At 69.6% G+C, this 13,293-nt stretch carries 3 protein-coding genes; all 3 read right to left on the bottom strand.

Features of this window, described 5'->3' with window-relative positions; translation table 11 throughout:
* Positions 1-64: 64 nt before the first annotated feature.
* From IPG63_06465 to IPG63_06455, 3 genes are read right to left on the bottom strand one after another with little or no spacing between them, the layout of a single operon-like run.
* Positions 65-742 carry a hypothetical protein gene (locus IPG63_06465; GenBank protein ID MBK6726894.1) on the bottom strand — a complete coding sequence of 226 codons (678 nt, stop codon included), beginning with the start codon at positions 740-742 and terminating at the stop codon, positions 65-67.
* A 26-nt stretch (positions 743-768) separates the two neighbouring features.
* The gene (locus IPG63_06460; GenBank protein MBK6726893.1) at positions 769-7,095 is read right to left on the bottom strand and encodes a beta keto-acyl synthase; all 6,327 of its coding nucleotides are present in this window, start codon (positions 7,093-7,095) and stop codon (positions 769-771) included.
* 2 nt (positions 7,096-7,097) lie between these two features.
* Positions 7,098-13,292 (bottom strand): SDR family oxidoreductase, encoded by a 6,195-nt coding sequence (locus IPG63_06455; protein MBK6726892.1) that lies wholly within the window; start codon positions 13,290-13,292, stop codon positions 7,098-7,100.
* Between the last annotated feature and the right edge of the window lies 1 nt (position 13,293).

Below are 13,293 nucleotides of genomic sequence, written 5' to 3'. Positions count from 1 at the left end.
TCCTTCAGGAGACGAGGTTAGCAGTCGGGTCATTGGAGTGCTAATCAGGGCAAAAGTTCCGGTTTCAAGTGTTTGATTCAGCGGCATTTGACGATTGGATACCGGTTCCGCCTGACCGCCCCACCCGCCACCCGCTCGCGGCCATGACCTCGGGGAAGTGGATCTGCCAAGTCGGCGCGGCCAGCGTGGCCAGTGCGATATGGAAGTCGGCGCCACTCCACAAGCGTATGTCGGCGGTGGTGGGCTCGGCGTGATGCAGGCGGATCGCGGCCAGGTGTTCGGGCAGGGCACTGCCGTGCTCGCGTTTGATCCAGGCTTCCTTGGCGACCCAGCGTTGCAGCAGGGCGTCGTTGTCGAGTGTTCCCGGAGTCTCGCCCGCGGCCAGCAGCAGTTCTTCGAAGCGATGCAGGGCTTCGCGCGGGCGGCGTTGTTCGAGGTCGATGCCGATCGCGGCATCGGCGACGGCGGCGGCGATCCAGTCGCCGCTGTGGCTGAGCGAGAGCTGCAGCGCCGCCTCGTGCCCGATCACCGCCGGCGGCAGGCTGGGGCGTTCCTGCAACCGCCAGCTCGCGGGATCTGCACCGGCGAACGCGGACAACTGCTCGCGCGCCAGCCAGTGTCCGGCCAGATACTGGTCGCGCCGCGCCGGTACGCGCAGTCCGGCGAGGCGTTCCTGCTCGCTCGGCGACAACCAGGCAGACGTCTCGGCCGGCAACCGTGGCAACACTTCGGCGATGCGCATGACTTGCAGCTGCAGCGCCACGTTGCTCAGCCCGCGCCGGCAACGACACGTACGCCGAGGCCGCTGGCCTCGTAGATGCGCTGGCCGTCGACCCACAGGCTGGCATCCGCGAACGCGTACTCGCCACGCGCATCGTGACCACGCGCGGTGATCTCGAGCGTGGTGTGCACCTGCCGGTGATGCGGCAATACCTGACCGCGATATTTCCAGGAATGCATGTGGTCGAGCGCGATGCTTTCGAAGCGGGGCGCCACCATGCCAGCTCCGGCGTCCTGATGCAGCAGCAGCGCCTGCAGTGCCTGCAGCATCGCCTCCAGACCGAGCGACCCCGGCTGCACCGGGTCCTGGAAGAAATGCGCCTTGAAGAACCACTCATCCGGGTCGACGTCCTTGACCGCGCGGATCTGGCCAAGGCCGGCGGCGCCGCCTTCGGGCCAGACGCCTTCGATGCGGTCGATCATGCGCAGCATCGGTCCGGCCAGGCGCAGCGTCGGGTGCGCGAAGAACGCCGCGGGCGCAGCATCGAGGTCGATCGCGGTGTTATTCGCGCGCTCCAGCAGTTCGCGATGCATAGGTGTGATCGGCAGGCCGGCCTGGGCGGCGAGCGCGGCCGGCGGGAAGAAGCCGAACACGGTGCGCAGTTCGTAGACCTTGCGCTCGCCCAGCCAGCAGTTCACGACAAAGGTCTCGATGATCATGCCGGCAGTCGCCGACACCGCGCTGAGTTCGACTTCGGTGCGCAAGGTGCCGGCAGCGCCGGCGAGTTCGGCCAGCACGCGGCCTTCGCCATCGAGGTTGCGGAAGCCGAGTTCGCCCTCGACGGTGAGCGCCGAGCCGACATAACTCGACAACCAGCCGCAGGGCTGCAGCACCGCTTCGAGCAGCACCGCGAAGGGCATGCGTCGGCAGCCATTCTCATCGAGATACCAGACCTGCTCCGGCACATCGTATTCGGCGACCACGCGCGCGCCGGCCTGCATCACGCCGATCGGCCCTTGGACCGATGCGATGCGGCTGATGAAGTGATACGGCGGGCTCGGCAGCCGCGCGACGCGGGTCGGACCGTCGAAGCGGCGATACATCGGGCCGAAGGCTTCCGAGGGACGGCCGAGGGCGCAGGCGAGCAGGCTGTGGCGGTCGAAGCGGAAGTCGTCGATGACGGGGGCGGAAGCGTCCGAGCGGAGCTCGGACCCACATAGATGTGCGGGATCGGAACTGCGGGTGAGAGCGTCCGAGTGGAACTCGGACCCACAAGACAAAGGTGCGGTGAGATTGCTGCCTTCGAGTGGCCAGGCGGGCACCAGCTCGAGCGCGACGCGGCGCGCGTGGAAGGCTTTGAGGCCATCCACCGTGCACAGCAGATCGGCATACAGCGTCGGCGTCGGTCCGGCGCTGCGTTCCTCGACGAAGACCTCGGTGACCAGCAGCTTCGACGTCGGGATGACCTGACCTCGGCATTGCAACTGGTACGGCAATTCCGGCACCGGCTGAAAACGCCAGCCATCGCGTTTCAACGTGTAGCCGAGCGCAGCCAGCTGGATCGCCATCGCTTGCAGGCAGGCCTCGAACATCAAGGTGCCGGGCATGCACGGGTCGTTCTTGAAGTGGCCGTCGAAGAACCACTGCGTCGGATCGATGTCGAGTTCGGCGCGCAGATAACCGCGTTGCCACGGTCCGCCATCGACTTCGAGATCGGTGACGCGATCGAGCAGCAGCATGCGGCCGGCGGCGATGCTCGGCGTGCGCGTATGCGTGCCGGCGGACTCGAAGCCGGGACCGAAGCAGGCGTGGGCATCGCCGGCGGCGAAGGCCTCGAGTTGAGCGCGCGTCAGGCTGCGCCGCGTGCATTCGACCAACGCCGCATCGAGCCGCGGCGCGGCAACGATCGCCTGGGTCTCGGGCGTCCACAGGCAGCCGGCGGAGTCGGCGAGCTCGGCAGCGGTGAAAAACCCGGCCTGGCCCTTGCGCACCGACAGCTGCGGGCGCACGCCGTTCATGCAGTCGTAGTGGAAGAACATCAGGCGCACGTCGCCCTGGGCGGCATGGCCGTCGAGCTCGATGTCGAACGCCAGCGTGTCGCCGCGCCGCGGCAGATCGCCGTGATAGGTCAGCTCGCAGCCGAGCAGGCGATAGACGCGTTCGCCACGATTCAGGGCATCGACGCCGAGCCAGGAAATCAGCATCAGGTCGGCTTGGCCGGCTTCGATCATCACGCCGGCCGGCATGCGGCCATGGTGCAGATACCAGTCCTGGCTGCCGACATCGGTCTCGGTCCAGATGCGACCGCGGCCCATGCTGCCAGCCTCGCCTTCGAGCGCGGTGACGCGATCGGCCAGCAGCAACGGCGGTTTGGGCATGCGTACCTGACGCGCGTAGCGGTCCTGGGCGCGGAACGACTCGCCGAAGATCTCGGCGATGCAGCCATCGGCATGGATCAGCAACTGCTCGCGGCTGAAGCGCGGAGCGTGCGCAGCGGCGTTCGGCTTGAGCGCCGCCAGCGCAACGGGAGAAGGTCCGGCGGGCGCAGGGATGCGCGGCGCCGGCGCCGCACTGGCTCCGAGCAGGATCGCCAGCGCCTGCTGGCGCAAGCCGAGGAACTGGCGGTGCGCCTGCGCCTGCAGGGCGAGGAATTGCTGGTGCGCGGTGGCGAGGTCGGCGAGCGCGCTGCGCGCGATGCTGCCCACGGGCGGCGCGGAAAGGTCGGGCGCCGCGGTCGCACCCATCGCAGGAGCCGCCTCTGTGGGAGCGGCCTCCGGCCGCGATTCCTGCAACACCGGCGGCAACCAAGGCGCCGGCACCATGCGCTGCACCGCGCGCTCAATGCGCACCGGCGGCCAGTGCGCCGGCAGCTGCAGCGGCCGTTGCGCAGGCGGCAGCGCGCGCGCGGGTGCGAGCAGGGCTTCGAGGCGGGCGGAATCCACCGCTACCCCGGCCGCGATCAGCGCCGCGATCGCAGACAAGGTCGCATCGAAACCCTGACCCCTGCGATCGAGGCTGAGCACCAGCGCCTCGCGCTCGCCGAGGATGTTGCGGATCGCGCGCGCAAAGCTGCCGCCGGGACCGTGCTCCAAAAACACGCGCACGCCGTCGTTCCAGGCCGCGAGCACCACCGGGCGCAGGTCCAGGCAGCGATCGGCCTGTTCGAGAATGGCGCGCGCGCAGGACTCGGTGTCGGGCGCGTAGGCGCGTCCCAGGGCATTCGAGTAGATGCGCCCGCAGCGCGCGGCGTGCGTCTCGCGCCGGTGCAATTGCAGCCAGTCCGCGGCCACCGCCGCCAGCTCCGGCACGTGCACCGCGAGCGGGTACTCGAGGCGCAGACAGCGACTGTCGCCGATGCGCGCGACCACCGCCGCACAACCCTCCTCGTCACCGGCGATCAGGCAGTCGGCGTCGCCGTTGATGATTGCGACATGCACGCGCTCGACCGCATCGACCGCGGCACGCACCTCGTCCAATGGCGCCGCGATCGTCCAGCTCGCCCAGCGCACCGGCCGTTGCCACTGCGCCGCCACTGTCGCGAACTCGCCGCCGAGCCAGTGCGTCACCAGCCGGCTCTCGTCCATCGCCTGCATCAGCGCGTCGGCGTCGCGCCAGACGCCGGCGGCGACCAGCGCATTGGTCTCGCCCGAGGAATAGCCGAGCCAGGCATCGGGCTGCAGCCCGAGCACGCCCGAACTCAACTCGACATGCAACTGCGACAGTGCCGATGCGCCCCACAACTGTTCGCGCACCGAAGGCGGCACTTGTGGCGTCGCGAAGGCCCAGTCGAGCGCCGTTGCCAGGCGCTGGCTGCGCGCCGCGAGCTGGTTCGCGAGCTGCGGCAACTGCCGCAGCAGGTCGGCGCCCATGCCGTGATAAGCGGCGCCGGCACCGGCGAATGCAAAGGCGATGCCGCCGCCGATCGGCGCGTCGCGGTAATGCACGTTCTGGCCTGCGGGGGCGCCGTCGCGCAAGTGCGCCAGGGCACGCTCGCGCACACTCTCGAATTCGTCGTCGCCGGCGACCAGCACCAGCCGCGCCGGACCGTCGCCGCCCTCGCGCCGCGCGATCAGGGCCGCGATCACCGCAGCGCGCTCCGCCCCGGCGTAAACATGCAGCCGCGGCAGTGCGGTTTCGCTGCGCCGCGGCGCGGTCCAGGCTTCCTGCAGTTGCAAGGGAACGGAACCAGCCAGCGCGAACTGCACGCTGCGCGGTGCCGCAGCCAGCCACGGCCGACCGCCCGGCTGCAGCCGATGATGCAGACAAAGCGCCGCGGTCGCGAGTTGCAGCAGGCCATCGGCAGCACCGGCGCAACCCAGGCGTCGGCGCAGATCGGCCGCGATCAGATTCGCCGGCAACGTTTCCGCGCTGGACGACTCGGACATCGTCAGCAGTGCGTAGATGCGATCGCCGTCGCGCTCGGCATCGGCACGGCGCTTCAGCACCAGCGCCACCGCGGCATCGGCGGGATCGGCATTGCCGGCGGCGCGGGTGACCGCTTCGCAGCACAGATCGACGGCACCGACCAGGGCGGCGTCGATCTCGTTGTTGGCGAGCGCGCGACAGGCGATCTGCAGCGCGTGCAAGCCCGACTCGGCGCCGGCCTGCACGGTGAATGCGGGACCACCAAGATCGAACTGCGCGCTGATCCGGTTCGCCGGGATGTTCGGCATGCAGCCGATCACGCCGGCGGACTCGAGCGCCGCGATCACGCCGTCGCCAGCGCCCTCCGCGACGCGGCGCCAACGCGTGCCAAAGCGCGCGACCTCGGCGTCCGGCTCCATGCCGATCAGTACCGCGCTGCGTTCGTGCGGCAGCTCTCCGCTCTCGGCCAGCGCCTCGCGCGCGGCGGCGAGCATGGCCAGCTGCTGCGGCAAGGTCTGGGCGAGATCGCGCGGCGGAAAGCGCAGGCCGGCGAGGTCGAGTTCGATGCGTTCGATCGCGCCACTGCCGGTGGCATCGCGCAACGCAGCCCCGGCGGCGAGCGCGGCGCTGAATTGCGCGCGACTCGTCGCCGTGCCGGCGATGCAGCCGAGCGCGGTGATCGCGAACTGCTGTGAAGGCGCCTGCGGCGGCCCGGAGTGCAGCGTCGGATCGTCTTCGGACAGGATCAGGTGGGCATTGTTGCCGCCGAATCCGAACGCCGACACCGCCGCGATGCGCGGCCGCTCGGACGGCCAGGCCTCGGCCTGGCGCAGCACCCGAAACGGCGTGTCGGCAAGCGCCGGGGTCAGCTCGTCCGCGTGCAGGCTCGGCGGACGCACGCCGGCGCGCATCGCTTCGATCAGCTTGAGGATGCCGGCCGCGCCGGCGACGGTGATCAGATGGCCAAGGTTGGATTTCAGCGAGCCGATCGGCAATTCGCCGCCGCCAGCGAACACCGCGGCGCTGCTGTGCAGCTCGGTCGCGTCACCCACCGGGGTGCCGGTGGCGTGGCATTCGAGCAGCGACACCGCGGTCGGATCGATGTCCGCAACGGCGTATGCGGCGCGGATCGCGCGTTGCTGCCCGGCCGCGTCCGGCACCAGCAGGCCGCGGCCGCGGCCGTCGTTGGACAGACCAATGCCGCGCGCGATGGCGTGGACGGTGTCGCCGTCGCGACGCGCATCGTCGAGACGCTTGAGCGCGAGCATGGCGCAGCCTTCGGCCGGCACCAGACCATCGGCGTCGCGATGGAACGGTCGCGAGCGGCCGCTCTTGCTGAGTGCGTTCAGCGCCGAAAAACCGACGTGCAGGAACAGATCGTCGGCGCGCTGCACCGCGCCGGCCAGCATCAGGTCGGCACTGCCCTCGTGCAGCCGATCGCAGGCGAGCTTGAGCGCATACAGCGAACTCGCGCAGGCGGCGTCGAGCGCGTGGCAGCCGGCGTCGAGCACAAGCGCCTGCGCCATGATGTGCGCCGCGCCCCCGCTCATCGCGCGATTGCGCGGGTCGATGCCGGCGTCGCTGCCACTCCAGACTTGGTCGGCGAACGCGGCCATCTGTTCGCTCGGAAAACCGAGATGGCCAAACACCGCGCCGACACGGTCATCCTCTCCGCGCGTGGTCTCCGCGAGTGCCGCGCGTGAGCAGTGCAGCAACCAGTGCACCAGTGGATCGAGTGCGGCCAGCTCGCTTGCCGGCAGCGCGAAGCCTTGCGGATTCCACAGCGCGTCGAAGCCTTCGACATAGCCGCCGCGGTCGGACCAGGCACGATCCGCCTGCGGCGCATCGGGCGAGCACAAGGCGCGTTCTCGCGGCAGTCGCCAGCGTCCGGCGGGCGCGGCTGCGAGCAGATCGCGACCCTCGCGGACCGCAGCCCACAGGCTTTCCGGAGACAAGGCTCCGGGCAGGACGCACGCGCGCCCGACGATGGCGACCGGCGTGAAGTGCACGCTCAGGTCCGCGCCAGCGCGTGGTTGTGCACACCGATCAGTGCGGCGAAACGCTGGCCGTTGCCATCGACAAAGTAGATGTCGGTGGTGACCGCGCTCGCCCCGACCGCGCGCCGATAGGCCGAGGCCGTGATCGGCCCGGCGCTGGCCGCGCTGGCGTAGCGTTGCACGCTGTCGATCGCGGTCGGCAGGTTGGGGCCGCCGAGCATGCGCTGTCCGTACAACACCGCCAGCTGCATGCCGCCATCGAGTGCGGCGACATCGAACTGCCAGTCCTGCTTCGGCCAGGCGGCCGACTGCACGCCGTGCACGCGCGCCGCCACGCCGGCGTCGGAAATGCCCTGCATCTGCTCGATCAGCTCGAACTGGCCGCGATGAAACAGCAGCCCCGGATACGGCGCCGCGCCGGACCATGCGTCGAGCGCCAGTTCGGGGGCATCGTTTGCGGCGGTCGCCGCCAGCGGCCGCAGTTCGACGCGGGCGCTGTAGCGCGGCCGGCCGGCGATGTCGCGGACGCTCATCTGCAGCAGCGTCGCCGCACCGCCGGGCAAGGCCTGCGCCTCGATGCGGAAACGGTCGCCGCCGTTCTCGAAGCCATCGAGACGGATGCCCTTCAGCACCTTGAGGTCATGCAGCGCGATCAGCGCCAGGCCGGGCCGGAAACTACGCGCCGCGCGTGCCAGCCACTCCGCGACCAGCACCACCGGCACCACCGGTGCGCCATCGACGGCATGGCCTTCGAGCCAGCCGTGGCTGGCGCGCTGCACCGAGAGTTCGAGCGCGTCGACGCGCTGCTCGGCGCCGTCGAACAATAAGGCTTCAGCGCGCGGTTCGCCGCCGAGCACGAGTTCCACGCCATCGCCGCCGGCATCGGCCATTTCATCGGCGAACATCTGCGCACCGATCGCCAGCGGGATCATCGGCACGCCGAGTTCGGCGAAACGTTGCTTCAGCTGCGGCGAGACCATGCCGCCTTCCCAGGGCCCCCAGCCGAGCGACTTGACGCGCAAGCCCGGTCGCCGGCGCGCTTCGGCCGCGGCGACCTTGGCCAGCACTTCGTTGGCCATCGCGTAATCGGCCTGGCCGGTATTGCCGCAGCGCGCCGACACCGAGGAGAACACGCACAGCAGTTTCAGTGGATCGCTCGCGGTGGCGGCGAGCAAGGCGCGCAGTCCTTGCACCTTGGTGTCGAACACATAGCGGAATTGCGCGTCGGTCTTGTCGGCGATGCGCTTGTCGGCGAGTACGCCGGCAGCATGCACGAGACCGCGGACCGGACCCCACTCAGCGCGCACGCGGGCCAACTCGGCGGCCAGCGCAGTGCGGTCCTCGACCGCCACCGCGCGATAGCGGACTTCGCTGCCGGCGGCGATCAAGGCCGCGAGCGTGCGCCGGATTTCGCGTTGCGACAGCACCTGCTGCACGCGCCCGAGCAACACGCTCGGTGCCAGTTGCTCACCGGCCGCAAGCGCCGCGGCGAACAGCGCGCGCTTCAGCCCGGCCTCGTCTTCGATGCCGCGGCAAGTTGCGGGCTCATCGACTAGTGCGGTGCGGCCGAGCAGGACGAAGCGGGCGCGCACACGTCCAGCCAAGGCCAGCAGGCAGGCCGCGGTGACGCCGCGGGCGCCGCCGGAAACGACCACGACATCGCCATCGACCAGCACCGGTGCCATCGGTGCAACGTCGCGGGCAACGCTGCACAGGGTGTAGCGGGCGCCGTCGTTCGGCAGCGCAACCTCGATCTCGCCGCCGCCGGCGACCAGTTCCTCGGCGATCGCTTCCGCCACTTGCACGGGCGTGCGCCCTGCGCGCTGCACGTCGATCGCCTTGACGCTGGCCTGCGGCCATTCCAGCGCGCAGGTCTTGACCAGCGCCGGCAGGCCGGACAGCCATTCGCGATGCTCGGGACAGGCGCCGAGGCCGAAGCGGCCACCGCTGTCTTGCGCGGTCACGAACAGGCCCGGCGCCGTCTGAAGTCGCGGCGCGAGCCGGCGCGCAACACCGAACACCTGGCGATTCACCGCAACCGCGTCGTCCTCGCTGCGCATCCGCGCCAGACCGGCAAGATGCACGCAAGCCGTTGACGACTCCGGCAACACCACCACCGACAAGGCCAGCACGCCGCGCGCGCGCAGAGCTTCTGCGACCAGCGGCGCCATCTCTTCATCGCCGGTCACATGCACGCGCTGTCCGCTCAGCATGCCCGGCATCGCGAAGCCGGTGGCCGGCGCGGGAATCAGTTCCAGCGCATAGCGCCCCAAGCGATCTTCCGCAGGAGCGACGTGTGCGACGCGACCGGGCTCATGATCGTCGGCAACAGCGGTCGCGCCCAGGTGCGCTCCTACATCGCCAGAACCGCCACCGAGGTAATCGACAATCTCGCGCAAGGTATGCAGCGCCGACAAACGCCCGCGATCGACCTTGGGCAACTGCGGCGCGCGCTCATCCACCGCCGCCAGAATCTCGACGCGCTTGATCGAATCGACACCGAGATCGCCCTCGAGATCCATGTCCAGATTCAGCATGTCCACCGGATAGCCGGTCTTCTCCGCCACCACCGCCACCAGCAACGCCGCCACATCCACCAACACCGTTGCCGGAACGCCCTGGGGCGCGGTGCTTTCTACCGCACCACCCATCCCAACCCCGAGGTAATCCACAATCTCGCGCAAGGTATGCAGCGCCGACAAACGCGCGCGGTCGACCTTGGGCAGCTGCGGCGCGCGCTCATCGACCGCCGCCAGGATCTCCACGCGCTTGATCGAATCGACGCCAAGGTCACCCTCGAGATCCATGTCCAGATTCAGCATGTCCACCGGATACCCAGTCTTCTCCGCGACCACAGACAACAACAAGGCCGGCAAGTCGATCGAACCCATGGTTTGCCCCAACACTGATCCTCGCGATGTAGGAGCGACCCCGGTCGCGACCGGCGACGGTGTCGCGACGATCGGCGTCGCGGCGGTCGGCGTCGCGGCGGTCGGCGTCGCGGCGGTCGGCGTCGCGGCGGTCGGTGTCGCGACGATCGGCATCGCGACGGTCGGTGGCACGACGATCGGTGGCACAACGATGGGATTCGCGACCGGGGTCGGCCCTGCCACGTAAGCCGTGATCGCAGACTGAGGTGCGGGTCCCGTACCAGCCAATCCGAGCAGCGCCGATTCAGCGAGTTTCAGGTACGCGGCATGGCCTTCGGCGAGCGTGCGCTGGAAAGCCTCGTGCGCCGCGGCGGTCTGCTGCTGGCTTTCCTGGAAGGCGGCCAGCCAAGCTTCAGTGAGGTGATTCGGAACACGCATGTCTTCGCTTCCTGCAAGGGGTTCGGCCGCGGGCACGGCGGCAGTGGGTCGCACTTCGGCGCGCGCCGGGTTTGGCGGCGGGATAGCGGCCGCATCGGCCGGTGGATAGGGCTTGCCGTGGTTGCTACCGCTGATCGCCACGGCGAGCTTGGGCTGCGGTGCTGCCGGCGCCGGCAGGCGCACGTCGGCAAACAGCCGCGACGCCTGCATCGATACGCCCGCGGCCGCGAGGCGAGCGAGGCCGGTGAGCAAGGACTCGACACCATCGCGACCCTTTCGGTCCAGCGCGATCGCGCGGTGCGGACGATCGCCGAGGATGGCGTCGACCAGGCCGCTCAGCACTTGGCCCGGACCGACTTCGACGAAGCAGCGCACGCCGGCTGCGTACATCGCCTCGATCGTGGCGACGAAGCGCACCGGCGCTGCGATCTGCGCCGCCAGTTGCGCGCACATCGCTGCGGCGTCCTGCGGGAAGCGGGCGCCACTGGCGTTGCCGAACACTGGTGCGACGGTCGCGCTGATCGGCAGCGCTGCGAGTTCGCGCACGAAGGCATCGCTGCACGGCGCGACCAGCGGGGAATGGAACGCGGTCGCAACCGGCAAGCGCTTGCACGCGATGCCGAGCGATTGCAGCGTGGCCTCGAACGCGGCGATCGCAGCGAGCGCGCCGGACACGACGACCTGGTTCGGGGCGTTGTGGTTGGCCAGCACCAGCGTCGGTGCGTGCTGTGCGATCAGCGCCTGCACCTCGTCTGCGGGCAAATTCAACGCGGTCATCGCACCGGCCGTCGTGGCCGCGGCGTCGCGCATCAGCTCGCCGCGCCGGCGCGCGATCCGGATCGCGGTCGCGACATCGCAGGCGCCCGCCGCATGCAGCGCCGAGACTTCGCCGAAGCTGTGTCCGGCATAGGCATCCGCGCCGATACCGAGTTCGCGCAATTGCGCCAGCAACGCGGCAGAATGCGCACCGATCGCCGGCTGTGCCCATTCGGTGCGAGTCAACTGCTGCGCCTGCGCCTGGCGCGCGGCGTCGGAAAACACCGGGCGCGGGAACAGCACCTGGTGCAGGCGCTCGCCTTCGTCCATCGCCAGATCAGCGGCGACATCGAACACCGCGCGCGCCGCCGGGAACTGCATCGCGAGCGTCGCACCCATGCCCAGGTACTGGCTGCCCTGGCCGGGAAACAGGAACGCGACCTGGCCGCTGCTTTCACCGAGGCCATAGCTGCTGCCATCGGGCAGCTCGAATGCTTGCGCCGATTGCGCCGCGATGCGCGCACGCAGGACGGCGAGGCGTTCGCGCAGCTGTGCCGTGCTGGCCGCGACCAGCGCGGCGCGATGACTGCGCGCACTCGCCGCATCGAAGGCAACGCGACGATCGTGGGCGAGCCGCGCCAGCGGCTCATCTTGCGCGAGCAGCGCGTCGATCTGCTGCAACAGCTCGGCGACGCTTGCGGCGGCGAAGGGCAGCAGTTCGCAGGACTGCGTCGCCAGCCGCTCCGCTCGCTGGCCGGGCCCATTGTATTCCTCCAGCGTGACGTGGAAATTCGAACCACCGAAACCGAACGCACTGACCGCTGCGCGGCGCGGATGTTCGCTGCCGCGAATCCAGGGTCGCGCTTCGGTATTCAGATAGAACGGACTGCGCTCGATCTCGAGCTTGGGATTGGGCGCGTCGATCTTGATCGTGGGTGGCAGCACCTTGTGGTGCAGCGCCATCACCGCCTTGAACAGGCCGGCGGCACCGGCCGCGGCCTTGGTGTGGCCAATCTGGCTCTTCACCGAACCGAGCGCGCACCATTGCCGCTCCGTCGGCTCGGCCTCGTCGTAGACCATGCGCAGGCCTTCGAACTCGGCGACGTCACCGGCCTTGGTGCCGGTGCCGTGCGCTTCCATCAGCTCGACGCTGGCCGCCGAATATCCGGCGGCCTCATAGGCACGGCGCAGCGCCTGCGCCTGCCCCGCCGCGACCGGTGCGTACACCGACTTCGAGCGCCCGTCGGAACTGGTGCCGATGCCGCGCAGCACCGCATAGATGCGATCGCCATCGCGCTCGGCGTCGGCGAGGCGCTTCAGCGCGACCATGCCGAGGCCTTCGCCGAGCATGGTGCCATCGGCCTGGTCGCTGAACGGACGACAGTCGCCGCTCGGCGACAGCGCCGGCGTTTTCGAGAAGCACATGTACATGAAGATGTCGTTGAGCGTGTCGACGCCGCCGGCAATCGCCATGTCGCTATGGCCGAGCTGCAGCTCGTTGACCGCCATCGACAGCGCGCTGAAGGTCGACGCGCAAGCAGCGTCGGTGACGCAGTTGGTGCCACCGAGATTGAGCCGGTTGGCGATGCGCCCGGCGACGACATTGCCGAGCAGACCGGGGAAGGTCGCTTCCTGCCAGGGCACGTAGTGCGCGGCGATGCGATCACAGGCCTGCTGCACTTCGTCCTCGGGCAGGCCGCTCTCGCGCAGCGCCTTCACCCACACCGGGCGCTGCAGGCGCGAGACCATCGAGAACAACAGCTCCTGCGCCGAGGTGACGCCGAGGATCACCGAGATCTTCGAGCGATCCATGTTCGCGAGCTTGTCGCGCGCGGCATCCTCCAGCACCGCCTGCGCGACGATCAGCGCCAGCAGCTGCGAGGTGTCGGTCGCCGCCAGCGTGGCCGGTGGGATGCCGAAGCCGAGCGCGTCGAAATCGATCGGCGACAGGAAGCCGCCGCGGCGCGCGTAGGTCTTGTCCGGAGCCGACGGATCGGGGTCGTAGTAGTCGTCGATGCGCCAGTGGCTCACCGGCACATCGCCGAGCAGGTCGCGGCCCTTGAGGATGTCGTTCCAGAAGCCGGTCGCGTCCTGCGAGCCGGGAAACAGGGCACTGACGCCGACCACGGCGATTGCGTTGTTCATG

The sequence above is a fragment of the Lysobacterales bacterium genome, from assembly GCA_016703225.1.
Taxonomy (GTDB): Bacteria; Pseudomonadota; Gammaproteobacteria; order Xanthomonadales; family Ahniellaceae; genus JADKHK01.
This window is presented reverse-complemented; position numbering and strand designations above follow the sequence as displayed.

Excerpts from the sequence above, each read along its gene's own strand:
- IPG63_06465 (MBK6726894.1), bottom strand. The coding sequence starts at position 742 with ATGCGCATCGCCGAAGTGTTGCCACGGTTGCCGGCCGAGACGTCTGCC.
- IPG63_06455 (MBK6726892.1), bottom strand. The coding sequence starts at position 13,292 with ATGAACAACGCAATCGCCGTGGTCGGCGTCAGTGCCCTGTTTCCCGGC.